General features: G+C 42.4%; 18 protein-coding genes and 2 pseudogenes. 14 read left to right on the top strand and 6 right to left on the bottom strand.

The window, feature by feature from the left end; genetic code table 11:
- The first annotated feature begins 73 nt into the window (after positions 1–73).
- The 13 genes and pseudogenes from ACQY3F_RS17240 (at position 74) to ACQY3F_RS17180 (ending at position 11,944) form a co-directional block, all read left to right on the top strand.
- Positions 74–565 carry an Rrf2 family transcriptional regulator gene (locus ACQY3F_RS17240; RefSeq protein ID WP_428356174.1) on the top strand — a complete coding sequence of 164 codons (492 nt, stop codon included), beginning with the start codon at positions 74–76 and terminating at the stop codon, positions 563–565.
- Positions 566–588: 23 nt separating this feature from the next.
- Positions 589–1,662 (top strand): cysteine desulfurase family protein, encoded by a 1,074-nt coding sequence (locus ACQY3F_RS17235; protein WP_428356173.1) that lies wholly within the window; start codon positions 589–591, stop codon positions 1,660–1,662.
- Positions 1,663–1,869: 207 nt separating this feature from the next.
- Positions 1,870–2,805 (top strand): annotated as a pseudogene (locus ACQY3F_RS17230) (IS66 family transposase); the annotation flags it as partial.
- Between the two features lie 44 nt (positions 2,806–2,849).
- The gene (locus tag ACQY3F_RS17225) at positions 2,850–3,590 is read left to right on the top strand and encodes an IS66 family transposase (protein WP_428356172.1); all 741 of its coding nucleotides are present in this window, start codon (positions 2,850–2,852) and stop codon (positions 3,588–3,590) included.
- Complete coding sequence (locus ACQY3F_RS17220) at positions 3,587–4,444, top strand: Druantia anti-phage system protein DruA (RefSeq protein WP_428356170.1); 858 nt, start codon at positions 3,587–3,589, stop codon at positions 4,442–4,444. Before ACQY3F_RS17225 ends, ACQY3F_RS17220 begins: the two co-directional genes overlap by 4 nt.
- Positions 4,445–4,653: 209 nt before the next feature.
- Positions 4,654–5,118 carry a hypothetical protein gene (locus ACQY3F_RS17215; protein ID WP_428353027.1) on the top strand — a complete coding sequence of 155 codons (465 nt, stop codon included), beginning with the start codon at positions 4,654–4,656 and terminating at the stop codon, positions 5,116–5,118.
- Between the two features lie 59 nt (positions 5,119–5,177).
- Positions 5,178–6,911, top strand: a complete 1,734-nt coding sequence (locus tag ACQY3F_RS17210; protein WP_428356169.1) for a putative transposase — start codon at positions 5,178–5,180, stop codon at positions 6,909–6,911.
- Positions 6,912–6,972: 61 nt separating this feature from the next.
- Positions 6,973–7,140: a hypothetical protein gene (locus ACQY3F_RS17205; RefSeq protein WP_428356168.1), complete on the top strand. Its 168-nt coding sequence runs from the start codon at positions 6,973–6,975 to the stop codon at positions 7,138–7,140.
- Between the two features lie 509 nt (positions 7,141–7,649).
- Positions 7,650–8,333 (top strand): IS1634 family transposase, encoded by a 684-nt coding sequence (locus ACQY3F_RS17200; protein WP_428357729.1) that lies wholly within the window; start codon positions 7,650–7,652, stop codon positions 8,331–8,333.
- A 92-nt stretch (positions 8,334–8,425) separates the two neighbouring features.
- Positions 8,426–9,787 (top strand): IS1380 family transposase, encoded by a 1,362-nt coding sequence (locus tag ACQY3F_RS17195; protein WP_428352972.1) that lies wholly within the window; start codon positions 8,426–8,428, stop codon positions 9,785–9,787.
- Positions 9,788–10,002: 215 nt separating this feature from the next.
- Positions 10,003–10,209: a hypothetical protein gene (locus ACQY3F_RS17190; RefSeq protein WP_428356167.1), complete on the top strand. Its 207-nt coding sequence runs from the start codon at positions 10,003–10,005 to the stop codon at positions 10,207–10,209.
- A 61-nt stretch (positions 10,210–10,270) separates the two neighbouring features.
- Positions 10,271–10,615, top strand: coding sequence for a hypothetical protein (locus ACQY3F_RS17185; protein WP_428356166.1), 345 nt, complete (start codon positions 10,271–10,273; stop codon positions 10,613–10,615).
- Positions 10,616–10,669: 54 nt separating this feature from the next.
- Positions 10,670–11,944: an autotransporter outer membrane beta-barrel domain-containing protein gene (locus ACQY3F_RS17180; RefSeq protein ID WP_428356164.1), complete on the top strand. Its 1,275-nt coding sequence runs from the start codon at positions 10,670–10,672 to the stop codon at positions 11,942–11,944.
- Between the two features lie 85 nt (positions 11,945–12,029).
- On the opposite strand, the pseudogene ACQY3F_RS17175 reads toward ACQY3F_RS17180, so the two are convergent.
- Positions 12,030–13,225 (bottom strand): annotated as a pseudogene (locus ACQY3F_RS17175) (ISAzo13 family transposase).
- A gap of 172 nt (positions 13,226–13,397) precedes the next feature.
- Between ACQY3F_RS17175 and ACQY3F_RS17170 the strand changes: the two are divergent.
- Positions 13,398–13,736, top strand: a complete 339-nt coding sequence (locus tag ACQY3F_RS17170) for a transposase family protein (protein WP_428356162.1) — start codon at positions 13,398–13,400, stop codon at positions 13,734–13,736.
- 899 nt (positions 13,737–14,635) lie between these two features.
- Here ACQY3F_RS17170 and ACQY3F_RS17165 read toward each other — a convergent pair.
- The 5 genes from ACQY3F_RS17165 to ACQY3F_RS17145 form a co-directional block, all read right to left on the bottom strand.
- A complete protein-coding gene (locus ACQY3F_RS17165) occupies positions 14,636–15,907 on the bottom strand; it encodes an alpha/beta hydrolase (RefSeq protein WP_428356161.1) in 1,272 nt (423 codons plus the stop codon).
- 372 nt (positions 15,908–16,279) lie between these two features.
- Positions 16,280–16,687: a hypothetical protein gene (locus ACQY3F_RS17160; RefSeq protein WP_428356159.1), complete on the bottom strand. Its 408-nt coding sequence runs from the start codon at positions 16,685–16,687 to the stop codon at positions 16,280–16,282.
- Between the two features lie 2 nt (positions 16,688–16,689).
- A complete protein-coding gene (locus tag ACQY3F_RS17155) occupies positions 16,690–17,358 on the bottom strand; it encodes a DUF6796 family protein (protein WP_428356158.1) in 669 nt (222 codons plus the stop codon).
- Entirely contained in the window at positions 17,351–18,952 is a 1,602-nt protein-coding gene (locus ACQY3F_RS17150; protein ID WP_428356157.1) for a CRTAC1 family protein, read from the bottom strand. Before ACQY3F_RS17150 ends, ACQY3F_RS17155 begins: the two co-directional genes overlap by 8 nt.
- A gap of 209 nt (positions 18,953–19,161) precedes the next feature.
- Entirely contained in the window at positions 19,162–20,706 is a 1,545-nt protein-coding gene (locus tag ACQY3F_RS17145) for a catalase (RefSeq protein WP_428356155.1), read from the bottom strand.
- Positions 20,707–20,709: the final 3 nt, after the last annotated feature.

The raw sequence follows: 20,709 nt of genomic DNA, 5'->3' as shown, positions 1-20,709 counted from the left end.
TTATAATAGTTGACTGTTTTAGTAGGTTATGTGTATTATAAAGCATACTTAACTTAAGTTTATAGGAACTCTTGTGCGACTAACTACTAAAGGGCGTTATGCAGTAACGGCAATGTTGGATTTGGCTTTTCATAGTCAAGCTAAACCTGTGACATTAACAGAAATTGCGACCCGACAAACTATTTCTCTTTCATATCTTGAACAATTATTCTCTCGTCTGCGTCGTGCCAATATGGTCGTTGGTGTGAGAGGTCCAGGGGGCGGATATAAATTAAGCCGAGGACCTGAAGAAATCTGTATTACCCAAATTATCCTGGCTGTTGACGAACAGGTTGATTTAACTAATTGTGAAAGTAAAGCAAACTGTCAGAATGATCAACCCTGTTTAACTCATGACTTGTGGATGGGGCTTAGCCATACGGTACGCAGCTATCTCGATGGTATCACTTTGGCGCAATTACTGGATCAGGCAGATGTGCAGGCGGTTGCTCAGCGCCAGGATGCCGATGTGCAACAAGTAATACAGTTCAGAGATGCTGAAACAATTGGTATGGCACTTAAATAAGCCAGTAGCGTTATGCATATCGCATGATTTACTTTGATCATAATGCCACAACCCCTATAGACGAAAGGGTGTTGCAGGCAATGATGCCTTTTCTTGGGCGTTTTTATGCTAACCCCTCCAGTCTCTATAAATTAGCCCGCCTATCACGTAGTGCCATAGGCACAGCACGCGAACAAGTCGCTCAGCTAGTCAATGCGCGACCCGAACATGTCATATTTACCAGCGGTGGCACGGAAGCCAATAATTTAGCTTTAAAAGGCTGCTTGCCGCAAGCGAATATATTAACCTCTGCATTCGAACATCCCTCTATTCTACAATCAGGCCATGCTGAGTTAGTTGGCATTACGCCAGAAGGCTATATAGATCAGCAAGCACTCATTCAATTAAACCAGCAATTTGATCTGGCCTCATTTATGCTGGTCAATAATGAAACCGGTGTTATTCAAGATATAGCTAGTCTCAGTGCAACAATCAAACAACAAGGTGCTTTAGTGCATACCGATGCGGTGCAGGCTGCTGGGAAAATACCAGTGAATTTTCAAGCTCTGGGTGTTGATTTGATGTCACTTTCCAGCCATAAAATATATGGACCAAAAGGCAGTGGTGCTTTGATTGCATCAGCTGAGATTTTAGAAAACCCTCAGTTAACCGGAGGCGGTCAGGAAGCAGGCCTGCGCGCAGGAACAGAAAATGTCCCCGCCATTGTTGGGTTTGGTAAAGCAGCTGAGTTAGCTTATGCTGAGCTAGAACAGCGCCAACAACATTGTCTGCAACTGAGAACACGTTTAGAAACCAGTTTACTGGAATTACCGGGTGTGAGTATTTTCGCTAAAGAGAGCCAGCGTATTAGCAATACTGTGCAATTTGGTCTACCAAACTGCGTGGGTGAAATGCTGCTTATGCAGATGGACAAAGAGGGTATCGCCATATCCAGTGGTTCAGCTTGTGCCAGCGGTCATCAGGTGGCTAGCCATGTGTTGACGGCTATGGGGATAGAAGAAAGCCTTGCTAAGTCAGCTATACGAGTGAGCCTGGGACAGGAAAATACTGTGCAAGAAATTGATCAGTTTGTGCTAAAAGTAAGACAGTTTTTATAGCGTTAATAATTAGTCAGACATTCATTCTGGTGACTATTTTTACAGAGAAACTATTGAAAACTCTAGGGCGTGGCTTTAGCCCTCCATTACTAAACCTAGAAAAATCGGTTGAGCGCGGATTTAGTAAATATTCGACTAACCCATCTATACAGCAATAAATAAAAAGAGTACGGGACACATCATCCAAAACCCTGTATAAAGGTGTTCATGGAAAGTGCCTCCCAACATTCAGCAGCGTGTCCGCAACGCATAGAGACAGGAGAAATCACAAAGTCTCCCTTTGCTCAAATTGTCATTGAACTGACACAAGCAGAGTATATACAGCTTAAATGGGATGCAAACTATTGGAAAGGACAGTATCACCAGGTCAAACAGAAAAATGAAGATCTTAAGCTAGAGCTTGAATCTGCACAGGCACGCATTCGAGACTTGAAACAACGCCTATTTGGCAAAAAAACTGAAAAAGGCGTTGCCAAGAGAAATAGTTCTGGAAGACATAATCATACTGATACACCTCGGCCTCGTGGCCAGCAAAAAGGTAGCAAGGGACACGGGCGCACTCCCCGTCCTGATTTGCCGATTATTGAAGAAGAGCATGACATTGCTGCTGAAAACACGTTGTGCCTAGTTTGTACAAAACCCTACAAGCTTCTGTCACAGACAGAGGATTCAAATATTGTTGAAATAAAGGTTAACAGCTATATTCGTCGTGTCAAACGAAAGATGACTGTTCAGGGCTGTCAATGCGAGGGAGTCACCGGATTGATTACGGCTCCTCCTGCACCACGTCTTATCCCCAAAAGTGGTATTGGCATCTCGGTATGGAGAGAAGTTCTGCTTAACAAGTTTCTGTTCTCACGAGCACTCAATAATTTGTGTACAGATTACACACATCGAGGTCTATGCATTGCCCCTGGCACACTCACGGGTGGATTACAGAAGATAGCTCCGCTATTCGAACCGCTCGTCAATGAACTGGTTAAAAAACAACTCACCAAAGATCTATTCCATAATGATGAAACCGGCTGGAAAGTGTTTGAAATCATAGAGGGAAAAACGGGCTACCGCTGGTGGTTGTGGGTCACTCAGTCCCGTTCGGTAGTCTATTACATACTTGCACCTAGCCGTAGTGGGATATACCCATCAAGTATTTTTCCGGACTGGATAAACACCTGGAACAGGTCATTGTGGTCTGTGATCGTTATAAAGGTTACATTCGGCTGGCACGGGAAATTCCACAGATCATACTGGCTTTCTGCTGGGCACATGTCCGCCGTGACTTTCTGGATGCCGCCAGAAGCTATCCGAAACTTGAAGCATGGATGCTTGATTGGGTCGAACTCATTGCCGAACTCTATCATCTTAACAAGCAACGCCTGAAAGAGTGGGACGAAACAAAAAGCCTGGAAACCCAGAATCAAGACTTCAAGCAACACCATCAAGCCCTTGCACAGGCAAGCCAAAAGATGAAAGAGCGCTACGCGCATTTACTGGAAGCGGAGAAAGAGAACAAAAACCTAGAGCGCATTCAATGCAAGATCCTAAACAGCCTGAATAACCACTGGAAAGGATTGATGGTATTCGTACTCAATCCCCAGGTACCCATGGACAACAATACTGCTGAGCAGCGCATGCGTAATCCCGGTATGGGGCGTAAAAATTATTATGGTTCAGGGAGTCAATGGAGTGCCAGACTGGCAGCCATGATGTTTTCACTGTTTCAGACAATCCTGTTATGGGGATTGAACCCACATCACTGGCTTCACGACTATCTAGATGCCTGTGCGAATAATGGTGGGCAGCCTCCCTCAGACATCCGCCCGTTTATTCCCTGGATGATGAGCGAGTCGCGCAAACAGCAGTTGAGCAAACCCTTGCCTGAACTGACTGCGACTCCACTCGAGTCAGAACAGCCCCAATCACCATGACACGGTATTGTGGACGAAACTTTAGCGAGCAGGAACTGGAACAGATGCGGAAATTGATTGCCGAGGATGCTGGGCGCACGCGTGCCGAACTTTCGCGCCTGACCTGCAGGATGCTTGATTGGTACAAGCCTGATGGGGGGCTCAAGGATATGTCATGCCGTGTTGCCATGCTGCGCATGGCAGAAGATGGACTTATCGCTCTGCCGCCACCACGGCGCAAACCACCCCCGCGACAGAAACTCAACTTTACTGAACAGACGGACCCGCAACCAGCGATCCTCCGGCCTGTTCATGAACTTGCGGCCATCCAGCTTTGTCCAGTCATCACCCGTGATCATTCACGACTATGGAATGAGTACATACATCGCTACCACTACCTGGGGCACAAGCCGCTACCCGGCGCACAGCTTCGCTACTTCGTCATCCTCGACGAGCAAATTATTGCAGCGCTCGGTTTTAGTGCGGCCGCCTGGCAAACGGCACCACGTGATCAGTTTATTGGCTGGAGCCACGAACAGCGGCAAAAAAACCTGCCGTTAGTCGTGAACAATGCCCGTTTTCTGATTATGCCCTGGGTGAAATCCAAAAATCTTGCTTCCACTATTTTATCCATGATAGCTCGTCGCCTTCCTACACAATGGGAAGAGCGTTATGGCATCCGTCCGGTGTTACTGGAAACTTTTGTTGATACCGAGCGATTTGCAGGGACTTGTTACAAAGTCGCCAACTGGATCTACGTAGGTAAAACCAAAGGGCGCGGCAAGTTGGGACCTGCTGGTAAACAAAGCGTACCCATCAAAGACTTATGGCTTTATCCGCTGTGTCGTCAGTTTAGAATCCACCTAACTCGCTGATTCTAGGTAGTATGTGTTGGTCGAATATTTACCAATATCAGACATCTTGATTCGCTATCCTGAAAGAAATCCATTAAAACTTAAACTAGGCAATATAATTAAAGGGTTAGGGAATTATTGTCAAATGATTGATATTTTCAGCTAAAGAAATGAAAATGGTACTCATTTAGGTTAAACTAAGCCCTCATATCATACGAGGTATTCAATTAATGCAGCAACTCATGCTCCCAATAATTCCTCAGGGTACGACTATTATAAATGGTCAGGTCAGTGTTGATAACCGAAATGATGAGTGGTTTTATTTCCTCGGCGGTATCCCGATCTATTCTCACCAGGCTGACAATAAGAGATTATTTAGACTTCACACCTCTCAACTCATCAATACCGGTTCCTGTCGTTCAATCGATATTATTACAACCTTTGGTGTCTCTAAAAGTAGTGTTATGCGCTCATTAAGGCAACTACGAGAAAAAGGGGCTGATTCGTTTTTTGAACCTCGCCCGACTCGCAAGGGAGGACCACTCTTTACGCTTGAGGTTTTGCAGCAAGCTCAGGAATATCTGGATCAAGGTATGACGCCTAACGAAGCCGCTAAAGAATTAGGCATCCGGGCAGATACCTTTCGCAAGGCGATCAGTGATGGACGTTTAAAAAAAAGTCTGCCGCATCAATAGACCCCAATGATGGCAGTACCAAATCAGCCCGTGATATTATAGATGCCAATGCAGCCGATGTGCTTGGTACGGCCTGCACTCGAGTAGAAGAGCGAATCCAGGCTGCTTTGGGTGAGCAGGAAAAGGGAGCCTCAATCGAATTCGAATCCTGTTTAGATGTTCCTAAAGGCGGTGTGTTATGTGCATTGCCCGCGTTACTTGGCAATGGCTTATTAAATGACATTGAGCGCCACCTGGGCAAACTGACAGGTTACTATCAAACCTTTCATATTCTATTGCTACTCGCCTTTATGGGGCTATGTCGCATCAAAAATGCCGAACAACTTCGCGAGCATGCACCGGGTGAATTCGGCAAACTACTTGGCCTGGATCGGGCTCCCGAAGTGCGTTGTTTAAGATCCAAAGTAAAAGGACTGGCTGAACCAAAATCAGTCGAAAGCTGGGCGGCCGACCTCAGTCGACAATGGATGGAAAATGAACCAGAGGCAGCAGGAACACTCTACATAGATGGTCATGTCCGTGTCTATCATGGACACTTGACTAAACTTCCCAAACGGCATGTTTCACGCGAAAAACTCTGCTTACGGGGTATCACCGACTACTGGGTTAATGATGGTACGGGGCGTCCCTTCTTTGTCGTTGAAAAAACGGTGGATCCGGGCTTACTAAAAACGCTGGAAGAAGATATCGTCCCCCGATTACTCAAAGACATTCCGAATCAACCGAGTGCACAAGCATTACAGCAAAACAAACAAGCCTGTCGTTTTATCCTGGTGTTTGATAGAGAAGGCTATAGCCCCGCATTCTTTAGAAAGATGTGGAACAAGCATCGTGTCGCTTGCATGACCTATCATAAATTTCCCACCGAAAATTGGCCACTGGACAATTTTTCCAGTCAGGAGATCACCCTACCGAGTGGTGAAAAAGTCATCATGAAACTCGCCGAACGAGGCAGTCTGGTTGGAACTGGAAAACAGGCGATGTGGATGAGAGAAGTGCGCAAGTTGACTGATTCTGGTCACCAAACCAGTATTATTACCACAGCCTATGAACTAGAATTGACGGCTGTTTCTGGGCGAATGTTTAGCCGGTGGTGCCAAGAGAACTTTTTTAGATATATGAAGCACCACTATGGGCTAGATATGCTACAGGAGTATGGAATAGAGCCACTATCCGATACCCAAAGGGTGGTCAACCCTGATAGGCGCCAACAGGAAGGACAGCGTAATTCGATACAATCCAAACTCAATTACCGTCTATCTCGATTTGCAGCGATGGAACTTCATCCGGTGATTAAAAAAGATGAAACGGAAGATGTGAAATACAAGAAATGGGAAAGAAAACGAGCAGAATTACTCGAAGAAATAGAGCATTATGAAAATGAACTAAAAACCATCAAGGAACAACTAAGCCAAACGCCCAAACACATTACCTGGCAAGAGTTGAGAGACGAAGATAAGTTCGAACAGCTTCTGCCAGGGAAAAAGCGGCTGATAGATACTGTCAACATGATCGCTTATCGGGCAGAAACAGCAATGGCCGCTCTGCTAACCTCACCGACAATCGACTTTCCGATGGCAAGGCAACTATTACAAACGCTGTTTGTGACAGAAGCAGATATATTACCCGATGAAGTAAAAAAACAACTTCGGATACGTGTGCATAGTACTTCCCGACCTGCAAGTAATAAAGCAATAGAAAAGTTATTTGAACAACTCAATCAAACGGAACTCAATTATCCAGGAACCGATCTGCGCTTAATTTATGAGCTGACTTCATCCGCAAAAAATTAGGAAATGGTCTCAAATTAGTTTCGTCTGAATCAAGATGTCTGAATCTAGAGAAGGGTGCAACATGTCCATCGTTCATTTAACGACACCGAGCCCTCTGATTGATACCTGGACAGTCTCTGGGTTTAATAATGATGACGTTTTTAATACGGTAGAACTTGATGATGAGCATACTGACTTAACCCATGTTCAGTCGTTTTTCGCTCAAAAACCACTAACAGGTCTATTTTAATAGGATAAAAAAATAAAAACCTAATCATTACAAACATTTGCATTTCCAAGCAAAGCGTAGTGCCATAACATAACAAAAGTAGTTGCATTCACTTGATTTTTATGGAAAAATTCAAGTATGTATATCCGATGCACAACGACCCGAACCAAGGCAACTGGCGAGACCTACAAAACGTTTCGGCTAGTTGAGTCCGAGCGAATTGATGGCAAGGTCAAGCAACGTACCCTGCTTAATCTGGGTCGTTTCTTCGATGTGCCCAAGTCCCAGTGGAAGTCATTATCAAGTCGTATTGATCAATTACTGACAGCACAGACTGACTGGCTCACTATTGACCTAGAGGAATCACTCGAAACACGGGCACAATATTACGCCACTCAAATCATCACATCCCGAAGTACAACCCTTGACGATAGCGTTCACTTTGAGACCGTTGATGTCGGCAGTTTAGAGCTTGTACGACCGCGCCGTGTGGGAGTCGAGCAAATAGCGTTGCACGCTGTAAAGAAAACATCCAGTATCTCATTGAGCATGGCTTTCACTATATTGTTGTCTCACGCAAGCGCAAGCGAGATTTTGATGAAGAAAAGTCCATCCTGATCAAAGATATTCCGGGGCAAAGCGTCAAAGTTCAAAAAGTGATTGTAGAAGAGACCGGAGAAGTTGAACTGTACTGTCACTCGCAACTCAGGGAAAAGAAAGAACAGGCCATGCAGGACAGTTTTTCAGAAAAATATGAAACTGCGCTCAATAGCCTGCACACTGGATTGAGTAAAAAAGGAACCACAAAAAATTATGCAAAAGTGTTAGAACGGCTTGGGCGGATAAAGGAAAAATATGCGCGTGCAGCACAACACTATGAAGTCACGGTAGTGCCTGATGACGGAGGAGGCAAGGCCATCTCAATCAGCTGGAAACGTGTGGAAAAAGCCAACTCCCAGGCAACCCACCCCGGTGTCTATTGTTTACGCACCAACCTGACCGACTGGAATGAAGAAACGCTCTGGCGCACCTACACCATGCTAACCGATCTAGAAAGTGTTTTTCGCAGTTTAAAAAGTGAACTCGGGCTACGCCCTATCTACCATCGAAAAGAAGAACGGGTTAATGGGCATATCTTTATCACTCTCATTGCCTATCATCTCGTCCAGACCCTTCGTTATCAACTCAAGACTGAACATATTAATGATACCTAAATCCTGCAAGCATTATACATAATAATCCACAAAACTCCTTATTAAACAATGATATAATATCATTTTCCTGATTTCACTATCTCATTGTTTTAATGAAGCCCTCTAAAGTATCAAAATCCTCATCTCACGTAAGAAACCGTACCCGAACGGTAAAAATGACATCTACAGCACATGGATTGACAAGCCAGGCGGGACTGATTCCCGTCGTGAAATATTTAGACAGGATAGGTTTTGAAAAAACCGTAAAACAAAGCGTTCCACATCGGCGGGGTGAAAATGCAGACCATCACTTATCTGATGTGGTTCTATTGACGTTGGTTGGCATGATGGGGGGAGCAACATCAATGGCAAAGGTGACGACCGTATGGGCAGATAGCGTACTGCGCAAAGTAGCTGGCTGGATAAAGATTCCTGTTGAAACCACAATTTTACGGATCTTTAAAGAAGTAAGTGATAGGCAGATAAGCCAGTTTGAAACGCTCACGCATACTTTGCGTGGTCAACACTGGCGGCGATTGCTTCGTTCCGGAAAATCGAAAACTGGCATACAATCCGTCCAGTGGGTCGATGTCGATTCAACTGTGGACACCGTTTGTGGTCGACAAGAAGGAAGTGCCAAAGGCTTCAACCCCAAAAAGAAAGGTGCCCGTTCATACCATCCACAACTCGCTTTTCTAGCGGAAACAAAAGAAATTTTACAAGCCTGGTTCCGGACAGGCAATGCCTTTACAAGCAATGGTGTTGTAGAATTTACCAAACAGTTACTTGCACACTTGCCCAATCGGATGCGCATTATTTTTCGCGGTGACAGTGGTTATTTTGTCGGTGATTTGCTTGAATTTCTCGATACCAGAGGGCATGGGTATCTAATAAAGGTTAAACTTAAGAATTTGAACGCATTGCTGGCCAAACAGGCCTGGACAGCCATACAAGGCCGACCCGGTTGGGAGCAGAGCGAGTTTCAATATCGTTGTGGTGGCTGGTCTCGCTCTCGTCAGTTTGTCGCGGTCAGGATAAAGCAACCTAAACAAGTGACAGGACCTCAGTCCGAGCTTTGGGATACGGCAGAATATGACTATTTTTGTTATGTAACAACTGAACCTCTATCGCCTTGGCAAACACATAAGAAGTATGGTGAACGAGCGACGTGCGAAACATGGATTGAAGAAGCAAAATCACAAATGGGTTTAGGTAAAATCAGAACGAATCAATTTCTGGCTAATGCCGCATTATTTCATTGCGCCGTTCTTGCCTACAATACCGTGCGCTGGATGGCTCAATTGAGTGGCAACAAAACGTTGTGCCAATGGGAGCCGGATACACTTCGTACTTATCTGATTCGGGTGGCTGGAAAATTACTCACAGGCAATAATCAGCTGAGAGTCAGAACACCTGCAGATCCGCTCTATCCACAGGAATGGGATGATTGGGTTAAGGTGGGGTTACTCGCTTAACATTAACCGAAGTTAAGTCACTTTGATTAAAAGGTCATGGCACGTTGGCAGGGTGTTTATTGCCTTGGGCTCGGGGGATATCCATACGATACAAAAAATTTCCTCTATTTATGATTTAAATCTGGATATTTTGATCGGTTGGACAAAGAGGGCTGGCAAAGCGGCAGTAAAAACCTAATAACCACTTAGCTAGACAGGTTAATGAGAGTCAAAATATGGGCTTGCAGGATTTAGGTGATAGCTGGCAAACAATTCGACGGATCATGGAAAACCAGCAGCGCATTACCGTTATTTTACGGCGGGAAGATGGAAAAACCATTCATCTAAGGAAAGCGACGAATGCAGAGCCGCGACAATCCGTTATTTATAAAGCACTGGAAATTTCAGCGCAGCCAGGAGGTGTTAAAAAAACATTGATTTAGCTTTAATTCAAAATAAAAAAATCTGTAGTGCCAACACCAAGGCCAGATTGTGCGTATCTAATTGTTTTTAAATGAGTTGGATATGGAATTTCAGGACAGAAGTAAAATTGTTGAATTAGTCACTTCAATATTAGCTATCACCCCTCAGTATGAACCACTTGCTTATACGATCAATGAAGCTCGAGAAATAGATGGAGCTTCTATTGAAACTGAGATGTGTCAGGCAGGCTCTGAAACAATTATTGGAGATCCTGAAACTAGTCTTTTAAGGTTAAGGATTCCTTGTATTTCAATCTCTGATTCAGTAGGGGATATTGGTAGATATCAAGCAGTTTTTGAACAAATTTCTGGTTCTTCCCAAGCCACCTTTGTATTAATAAGCTCAGGGAAAGTAGTTAAACCATAGCGCTATGCTAAAAATGAACAGTACATTTGAAACGACCTAATAGGGAGAATGCAAATGAAATCAACAATAATTTTAGCAAACTATCCGTATAAATTACCCCGTGTGTCTTCAATGTTTCGGTACATTGTTTTCTGCGTTTTCCTAACGCTCGTCTGGAATGCAACACTTCAGGCAGCCCTGGAAGCTACGCCACCTCCTGGTGTGAATGGCACTGGAGGGTCGATGTATGATGCAATTACCGCGAGTTGTGGAGATTCGGGAAATAGTTTGGCTTTTAATACTCAATGTAATGCCTTACTCAGTTCCAGTCCTATTGAACAAACAGAACAAGTACAGATAATATCACCAGAGCAAACGGGTGCATCAGGGACTAATGCCAATAAAACTTCAGCTAGCAAAACCAGCAGTGCTAATCAATCGGTGATGAGCCGTATGGTGTCTTTCCGAAATGAGGGAGTCACAACAAGAGCCAATAATTTTCAGTTCTACGATAATGGTAATGCTCTACAGCCAACGGGAATATCGAGCATCAATAAGGGGGCTGCCAGTGCGGATGACTATAGTAAACTTGGCTTATGGGTAAATGGAATTTTCCGTTTTGGTACTGTCGACTCAACCTTTCAGGAGTCTAAGGGCTATAACTATAATAATCTAGGCGTAACTTTAGGCCTTGACTATGCTGTGACGGAAGATTTGATTGTGGGAACCGCTTTTACCTACTTAAGTACTAACGGTGATTATGTGAGTAACGGCGGAGATCTACACACGGACTTATTTAATGGCGCCATTTATGCCAGCTATTATATTACCGATAATTTCTATATTGATGGTTTAGCCTTTTATGGGGGGAATAATTACGATATTACACGTAATGTCAATTATACCGGGGTTAATGCGACACTAGAAGGCACCCCCGATGGACGCCAGTATGGATTTAATTTAAGTTCCAGCTATACCTTTAATTATCAACGCCTGATAGCTGAGCCGTATGTGAGCGTAGGGTATATCGGGACTGATATAGATGCCTATGATGAGGCCGAATTAGGCCCTGCCAGTGGACAGGGATGGGCTACTAGATACGATGCCCAGAACCTAACATCTCTAAAAACAACCTTAGGCGCATTGTTTGCCTATAACTTTGATGTCCCCTGGGGTGTGCTTATTCCTCAGATTAGGGGCGAATGGCATCATGAATTCGAAGGTCATGGTCGCGAAATAACTTCTAAATTTATTGGTAATAATGCTGACAGTGCACGTACCTATTCAGTATTTATCGAGAATCCGGATCGAGATTACTTTACCTTTGGTACGTCTATAACTAGTGCCTGAACGAAAAGTCAGTTTTTTAAAAAAACATCACACCCAATCTACCATAATATTTTCCGATTTGGCTTAGGGAGATGGAAAGAAATAATCATCCAGAACAACCAGGAGAAATGGTCAAAAACCATTTCTCCAACGATGGCATTCGGTCAACAAACTGATAATACGTCTTCATTGCTTTTTTACCTACCTTTACTCCTGTTTCATATATTTTTTCTGTTAATTTAACAATAGGTGCTTTGCCATTGTAGGTCATACTTTTGGCAAATTTTAAAGTTGTTTCAACTGTATCCATTATGTCGCCACTAATATGATTTTCATAGGCTCCCCATACTCGTTCAATTGGGTTATATTTACTATGATAAGGAGGGTAGTAGGCCAGTTTTATCTTTATGTTGCTTTTTTCAGCAAACTCCACAAGCCTTTTTATAAACTGAGTTCTGGAGCTACTGTTCTCCATACCATTGTCAGCGTGTGTGTCAGAATATCTACTCCATATTTTTCTTGAATTTCTGGCCAAATTTCTTCCAATCGGTCAACGATGAAATCACTGCTGGCATAGCCTGCTGTAAAGAAAAGGAAAAAATCATCATGTTCAGGCAGATAAAAACCAAAAGGAGTTAACTTTTCCTTAACATCTAAATCATGATCCTCTGCTTTTGTTAAAACCCGATTTCGTCCTCCCCGTGAAAAATTTCCTATATTCATTCTTGCTTTGGCATCAATTGATATACGAATCTCTTTTGGGTTGATATCTGCCATTCCATTGACTGAATGAACTTGTTCAAAAATTGCATCCGTTTCCTTGATTTTCTTATGAGGCTTTGTTTTTTGTACCTTTTTTGGATGGTAACTCAGGTCATTTAATTTTGTATTGATAGTTTTTGAGCAAGGTAATGTTTTTTCATCATAATAATCAATCTCCAGTAAACGTTTTCTAACTTCTTTAGCCGTTAGCCGGGTATATAATCGACAGGAATTAAAAGAGGGATCCGTTTGACACTCCGGTTAAGCAATTTTTTTTATGTCATCAAGTAGATGAGGAAAATGCTCTTCACTTTTATTACGCCCTCTCGCTGAAAAATTATCTTCTATGGGCTGAGTTTCAAGTTCATATTGTCCTTTTCGGATAGTGCCTCTATTCCATCCTAGTTTTTCTTCAGCAATACTTGCACCACCTGAGCCTAGTAGCTCCACCGTTTCAGCCATGAATATACGACGTACCGAGCCTTTTAAACGATGGGCTGTATTTATAATCCAACCTATAATGCTATCTGTTAATATCAACAAGCTTATCTGCCTAGTGTGAGAATAAATTCAGAATTCATTATTATAAATTATTGAGACACAAGCTTACTTCGTTTGGATGATTATTTCTTTCCATCTCCCTTAGAGTAAAAATACACCTGAGCCAATGCGTGAATAAAGGAGGTGTTCACGATCATAAGAATGGGGGTTCATGATCATAAGAATATGCATGGGTGAGACGTGCGGGTTTCATCGTACTACCAAGGGCTACAGCTCAATTCAGAAACAACCCAAGCAAATCTTTGTACGTCCTTTATCATCGGGTTCTCAAGCTCGATTATCTCAACCTATTCTTGACCCTTCTTATTGTTATGGAGCACCGAAAATCATGCTAATGGCTGATCAAATGCGAATCTTACCCGAGTTTTTTGCTGACATTCCCGATCCACGGCGCAAACAAGGGCAACGTCATTCATTACCCTGGATTTTGGCCATTTCAGCGGGTGCAGTATTATGTGGAATGGAAGGCTATAAAGCAATCAGTGGCTGAACCGATGATTTAGGGGAAAAGCGCGAGAGAGCTTTAAATGTCGTAAGGCGACCGGCTTGATATAGCATACCAATACTTACTTTAGTTTATGTAGCACTGCCAGTCCTTTAACCTAGAAAAATCAGTTGCTCACGGTTTCTAGCACAAGCTCTTGATTCCACCGCACTTCCAAAAAATGCCCGTTTAACCTATGGTGGAGCTAAGATTTTTTGAAAGTATTATATTAATTCAATATCTTGCACTATAAATTCGCACTCAACTGATTTTTCTAGGATGATGGTAAAACCATGCGTAGCGCCATTGATGATGAAGGTCGCCAAACTCATATTATGGGTGTTGTAGGTCACCAGACAGGCCAATGCCACACGCTGATTTACATGAAAATGTTGGGTTACGTTATCTGCGCTTCGCTTGATAAGCTAACCCAAGCTACGATTATAAGGTGTTGTTTACTAAGTATTGTTTCTTAAGTAAGCAGTATTAGGAACTTTGCCTGTAGAAGGGGGAGATGAACTCAAACAAACGAATGAAATAGGGATGTTGGCTATACACTTAAGACGGGACAGTTTATAGCTCGTAGGGTGGGCAACGCCTTTCTGCCCACCACCAAGGCTGCACCACGGTGGGCAGAAAAGCGTTGCCCACCCTACTTTTTTACATGAGGATCTGTCCCGCTTTAAGTTGGTAGCCGGGATGTTCATTCCAGTCATGGAATCCCTAGAGGATATTGAGGGTAAACAATCACAGGCGATGCACTTTTAACACAGCGCAAGCTGGCACAGTATCTTCAGAACATCTGATCTTGACATAATGAAATCAAAAGCTTACTGTTTTCACAAGATAATTAAGATGATACCAAAACGCGTAGGTTGGCGCTGAGCTTGTATTTGTTTAATTATTTAGTCTACTGAACCGGGATAACCAACCGGCATTTCCCAGAAATTCAGTATTCGGTGAATCAACGGCCGTTCCTGACTACCAGGTTTGTATCCGCCATTAATGATCCGAATTATGTCGGAACTCGTCGCTGGATTGCCCAGATAGTATGCGTGACCAATAAAACTGTGAACACCATCCACGTCGATAAAAGCGACATTCTTTATTGCCTTGAATATCATTTGTTCCTGCTCACCAAGATCGGTGGTATGAATTCGCCCTAAGCGGACACCACTCATCAGTGTCTGTGAAATACTCAACGCCTTGTCCGAATCTGTGGTGTAAACGGTTATCTGTCCAAATGCTGGGCCAACCTTCTCCGCTATAAGGCGTTGCCGCACAATGTCGAAGTCGAGGTCTGGAGCTGCCAGAATTAAATTCTCGATTCGATAGAGCTCGTACGGGCTCTTACCTGCAGCTCTGGCTTCTATGATCAACTCTCGGAGTGCCGTGGCTGCCACGTCAGTACCACGACTGTGGGCCAGAATATTGATCCGTTCCACCTCTGGGAACGATGCCAGCATTCGGATTAAGTTTTTAAGATGGTAGATTGTAAATTCTCCGGATTCTCGATCAGCGAAATACCCAAATAGCCCCCCATGTGCTGCTGGCCAAGAATAAAGCAAAGGTACCCCTATGCGTCCGAAGAAATGCCAAAGCTCCGCCAGTGAAGCAGCAGACCAGTCGAAGGTATTACTGAAGCCATGAACGAAGATATGAACTTCATTCACACCGCTCTGCGCCATTCGTCTATCGATCTCCTGGCGAAATTGCGCGACCATTTTGTCGTACTCGGCGATTACGTCGGGGTCTTCTTTGATCACCCCATCGTCCATCTGAAACGGATGTGGGGTCGGTGGAAACCGACCCAGCTCAGTTCGTGATGTAACCTTAATTGCGGGCGAAGTTGAGCGAGAAGAAGTTTCACTCATTTCGACCAGCTCTTGCCAGCTCAGGTTGTTTCCGATCTCTACGATCGCCGAGCCGAATCCCACTGATGCTGAACGTCCCGTTCCATATTCCAGCGTATTATTATCGGTAGCCTCCGGTTTACGGTCAGTGACGTATAGCAAATCGACCTTGTTGCTCTTCAAGTCCGCAGGAACATTCGCCTCGGGGTAGCTTCCACCATCGGTGTAGATGTTCGGGGCCGGCATTAATGTCGGTGCTGAAGAGCAGCCCACGAGCAGGAGCGTAAGTAAAGATAAGCCAGCAAGGTTCAGGGTCTTCATCATTATGCTCTCCTTTTAGTGCAGGTAATGTGGTCTCGTATCAGTAATTTAATCGACTTTTCCATATTATTCTTTTGTTTTACTTAACTTAACTTAACTTAACTTAACTTAACTTAACGTATAAGTGTATGCGTCAATTAAATCACACATTCAAAAACGCATTAAACTAAGGCACCTGGAAACAAATAATCATCCACCCTTGCTGGTCTTTTTGTCCGTCATCAGCACTGTAGCAATGGTTACGTAGCCAGCTATGCGCCCATTGCTACAGCACCGATGACAAACAAAAATCCGGCCCAAATATTGGACGATTATTTATTTCCAGGTGCCTAAGGCAAAAAATATCTCTTATAAATTCAGCATGCTGATCTAGGCTCAAACTTTTCTCGAAGACAGTAAAAACTCATAAACATCTTTAAAATCTATTATCAAGGAAAGTAAAGATAATATAAGCGAAGAAACTAGCCAATAATCATGAAAACTATTTAAAGAATAATTTTGTTGATTCAAATAATAGAGCTGAAAACAAACCATAGGTATCCATGGAAAGTGCATTAAACCTAATATTTTTGAAAAACCCAGCGCGTGTGTTAATACTAAACCCATAAAAAGCCCAATAATAGCTGAAACAAGCACGATGATCGCCGTAAATTTAGGGAGAAAAATTATCGGCAGAATTCCATTGACGAGTATCAACAAATAAACCCAGGCTATCCAAAACCAGTCTAATGCCGCAAAGCCTTCTGCAAAAACACGAAATGCTTTAATCAGTATATCTATCATATTTAATCTATTGGCTTAGAGGGTTTGGCAAAAATGAGCAGTAAGGAAAAAAAGATAAAGTGGGTCATATTCATCGCAATGGGAGCAATATGAATTCCTACTGGTTTCAACCAAAACAAGGTTGATATTATTAGCCCCAAAAGAACAATAGGATTAAAAATAGCTAGCCATTTGGGCAAATTAAAATTATTTTTTAAGACAGATAAAACATAAAACAATGAAAGCAGAGCAACTAGAATTCTTAGAGCCCAAACTAAAATCTGGTAATTTTCATCATACTGTGAAAAGAAATAGTCGTAGTTAGGGCCATTAATAGCTTTTTGCAGTACCACTGCACCAAAGTACCTAGAACTAATCCATATTCCCCCAACAGTGAAAGATAAAGTGCCAGATACAAAAAGGCATTTTGCATAAAACTCATTTGAACTGCGAAATAATTTTAACAGGCCATAATAACCCGCAAAATAGAACGGGACACCTGCAATCGCAAAGAAATGTCCGGTCCTTGCTCTGGCAAGCGGAACATTTAAGAGCATATCTATTTCACCCGCTGGCCCTAGTGGGCTAAAATGCAATAAATACTCGCCGATACCCACCAGTATGCTTCCTAAAATACCGAGATAGATATAAAACCGATACCCAAATTTAAGTTTTGCTAAATAATCATTCATTTTCAAACACCACTAATTCATTGACTGAATTCACTTCTTTAGAAAGGGTATTGCCACTGGGCATTAAAACTGAAACACTGGTTGCTTTTAAAGAGTCCCCCAATCCAAATGTGAGCACATGTTCTTGGTCAGAACACAAACCTTCTCCAGAGATATGCCAATCGGTTAAGCTTGACCCATCACTGAGCGTCACTGTCACTTTACTGCCAAACATTTTAGCTGTTGATGGCAATTTAACTCTTAGATATTTGTTTTTACCACCGTTTGAAAGAAATGCTCTTGATTTTCCAGCCAGATTTACTCTGATTTGATCTAAATATCCATCGCCATTAAAGTCAGCAAGCAAAGGAGCTATCTCATATTTTCTATTTTCAACACCCGCCTCAGACTCAACTGATGCAAATGTTTGGTCATTTTTCTGTAAAAGCATACGACCGGGTAGTTTAAAAAATTCATTAAAAGGTAAATCCACATAGTTTTCAGAGATTAATATATCTTGTTGACCATCAAGATTTAAGTCAGCCATAGTGATTCCCCAGGAAAATTCATAGTCACTCAATAGAGCTTTCCTGGATGAATCTATAAAAGTCATATTGCCCGTATTTTCCATAAGCATTAAATCTGTATAAAAGACTTGGTCATCGGTTAAATCACCTTTGGCTAAAAATTTAGGAGCCGTTGGTCCAATATTCGAAAAATAAAAATCAATTTTACCGTTGTTATTGTAGTCTCCCGCTCCGATTCCCATTGGATAGCCGTATACATTTGAGAAAGGAGTTTGTACGTCTGTGAAGGTTAAGTCACCATTGTTCTTCCAGATTTTCACTTTCCCCGTATCATGAGCAACCACAAGATCTAAATCCAGATCATCATCCATATCAACAAAAATACCTAAAAAGGTATTATGGATATAAGTCATTCCAGCGGGTTCAGTAATATCTGAAAAACTATCATCGCCGTTATTTAAGAGTAGGACGCTCGACCCACCATATCCTTCCTTGTTAAAGATATTTTGTCCTTCCATTTTTGTTCTGGTCAAATAGGCACTCACATAGAGGTCAATATGGCCATCATTATTAATGTCAGCTAGGGCAAATGAAACAGCGCGTGATTTTTCATTTAGATGAAGATCTATCTTTTTTGCTTTAAATGAATTTCCAGTGTTGTAGTAAATATACCCCCCACTTTCCCTGGCAAGTAACAAGTCATCAAGACCGTCATTATTAATATCGACAACAGAAGCGCCATAGGTAGCGTCATTATTATCTTTAGCAAATTTTATGGCTGAATGTGGTTCAAATGCATTATTTGAAAATACATACAGTACATCATCTTGATTTTCTCCTCCGCCTAAAAATAGCTCTGAAACCCCATTATTATCGATATCAATGGCAGCAGAAGCTAGTATTGGTAAGAATTTCTCACCATTATAATTATGCTCATGGGCAAGCTCAATTTCTGTGTAAATTGGAATTTCTGAATCAGCCTTGCTATCGGGATAGGGATTTGGGTTGGCTTTTATATAGGAAACTATTGTAAAAATACCGAGAAGAGTGAGAGGTATCAAAGTTAAAATTTTTAATATGCTTTTCATTGATGTATCCTTTATACAGTTGATGGTATCAATCAAATTACCGAAAAATATCGATATGTTGAATAAAAAAATTATTATACGATGATTATTTTAGGAACTGCATTTGGTGTCTGCTTTTCCTAATGTTAGATTTCTATTGCTGGTAAACTCTGAGTAAAACTAGAAATCTCCTCTCTATTATTCTCTAATTTTGTTAGGCTTTTTTACGTTCAAATATCATCTAAAGATAGACCAAGAGCCTTAGCTACACCTGCACCATAAGCTTGATCAGCCTTTAAGCAATGACCAATGTGACGTTTCTGAACATCAACCGATGCACCACCAATAGACTCAGCCGTATTATTAAATAAAGCTTCTTTTTGTTTAGCACTCATCAACCTGAATAATTCACCAGGTTGTGAATAATAATCATCGTCTTCACGATGATCCCAATGACCTGCAGCACCTGATAAATTCATTGTAGGCTCAGAATAGTCTGGTTGTTCTTGCCACTCATCTTTACTATTAGGTTCATAACCAATAGTGCCACCAAAGTTGCCATCAACACGCATAGCGCCATCACGATGGTAACTATGAACAGGGCAACGAGGTGCATTGACGGGTATATGATTATGGTTTACCCCCAAGGGATAGCGTTGTGCATCACCGTAAGCAAACAAGCGTCCTTGTAGCATTTTATCTGGAGAGAAGCTAATACCTGGGACAACATTGGCAGGGTTAAACGCCGATTGCTCAACTTCCGCAAAAAAGTTTTCAGGGTTCTTATTTAACTCCATTACACCCACTTCGATTAACGGATAATCCGCATGTGGCCAAATTTTAGTCAGATCAAAAGGGTTGTAAGGCGAGCTTTCTGCCTGCTCTTCCGTCATAACCTGAATTTTTAAAACCCATGAAGGGTTATTACCCTCTTCAATAGCATTATATAAATCTGCCTGATGACTCTCACGGTCTTTACCAATCACTACCTCTGCTTCTTGATCGGTTAAGTTTTCAATGCCCTGATTAGATTTAAAGTGAAACTTAACCCAAACACGTTCATTGTCAGCATTGATCATACTGAATGTATGGCTACCAAATCCATGCATGTGCCGATAAGTCGCTGGAAGCCCTCTATCACTCATGACGATTGTGACCTGGTGCAGAGCTTCAGGAAGCGATGTCCAGAAATCCCAATTATTTTGGGCACTACGCATATTTGTGCGTGGATCACGTTTTACTGCATGATTAAGATCGGGGAATTTTAAGGGATCACGTAAAAAGAAAACGGGGGTATTGTTACCAACCATATCCCAGTTACCTTCTTCGGTATAAAATTTAATAGCAAAGCCTCGAATATCTCGTTCAGCATCGGCAGCACCACGCTCACCGGCAACGGTTGTAAATCTGGTGAACAACTCAGTTTGCTTACCCACTTCAGAGAATATTTTTGCTTTGGTATATTTTGTAATGTCATGGGTTACAGTAAATGTCCCATAAGCACCTGAACCTTTTGCATGCATACGTCGCTCTGGTATCACCTCCCGATCAAAATGCGCCATTTTTTCTAGGAACCAAACATCTTGCAATAATTGAGGACCTCGTGGGCCAGCGGTCATAACATTTTGATTGTCTGATACAGGGCAACCTGCGTTTGTAGTTAGTTTCTTTTTCATCTGTTTTCCTCGCTTTTTAGAATTGACAGTAGCTATAGTAACGGTATTTATAGGATAGTGAAAATTGATTATTCCGATTGTTTTAATAGGTTTAATCAATCA

It is taken from the genome of Methyloprofundus sp. (assembly GCF_965251085.1).
Taxonomy (GTDB): domain Bacteria; phylum Pseudomonadota; class Gammaproteobacteria; order Methylococcales; family Methylomonadaceae; genus Methyloprofundus.
The sequence above is the reverse complement of the archived record's forward strand: the minus strand, read 5'-3'. Positions and strand labels throughout refer to the sequence as shown.

What these genes read in the sequence shown, in the direction of transcription:
- ACQY3F_RS17235 (WP_428356173.1), top strand. Translation starts at nt 589, where the DNA reads ATGATTTACTTTGATCATAATGCCACAACCCCTATAGACGAAAGGGTG.
- ACQY3F_RS17220 (WP_428356170.1), top strand. Translation starts at nt 3,587, where the DNA reads ATGACACGGTATTGTGGACGAAACTTTAGCGAGCAGGAACTGGAACAG.
- ACQY3F_RS17215 (WP_428353027.1), top strand. Translation starts at nt 4,654, where the DNA reads ATGCAGCAACTCATGCTCCCAATAATTCCTCAGGGTACGACTATTATA.
- ACQY3F_RS17205 (WP_428356168.1), top strand. Translation starts at nt 6,973, where the DNA reads ATGTCCATCGTTCATTTAACGACACCGAGCCCTCTGATTGATACCTGG.
- ACQY3F_RS17195 (WP_428352972.1), top strand. Translation starts at nt 8,426, where the DNA reads ATGAAGCCCTCTAAAGTATCAAAATCCTCATCTCACGTAAGAAACCGT.
- ACQY3F_RS17190 (WP_428356167.1), top strand. Translation starts at nt 10,003, where the DNA reads ATGGGCTTGCAGGATTTAGGTGATAGCTGGCAAACAATTCGACGGATC.
- ACQY3F_RS17180 (WP_428356164.1), top strand. Translation starts at nt 10,670, where the DNA reads ATGAAATCAACAATAATTTTAGCAAACTATCCGTATAAATTACCCCGT.
- ACQY3F_RS17170 (WP_428356162.1), top strand. Translation starts at nt 13,398, where the DNA reads ATGATCATAAGAATATGCATGGGTGAGACGTGCGGGTTTCATCGTACT.
- ACQY3F_RS17165 (WP_428356161.1), bottom strand. Translation starts at nt 15,907, where the DNA reads ATGATGAAGACCCTGAACCTTGCTGGCTTATCTTTACTTACGCTCCTG.
- ACQY3F_RS17160 (WP_428356159.1), bottom strand. Translation starts at nt 16,687, where the DNA reads ATGATAGATATACTGATTAAAGCATTTCGTGTTTTTGCAGAAGGCTTT.
- ACQY3F_RS17155 (WP_428356158.1), bottom strand. Translation starts at nt 17,358, where the DNA reads ATGAATGATTATTTAGCAAAACTTAAATTTGGGTATCGGTTTTATATC.
- ACQY3F_RS17150 (WP_428356157.1), bottom strand. Translation starts at nt 18,952, where the DNA reads ATGAAAAGCATATTAAAAATTTTAACTTTGATACCTCTCACTCTTCTC.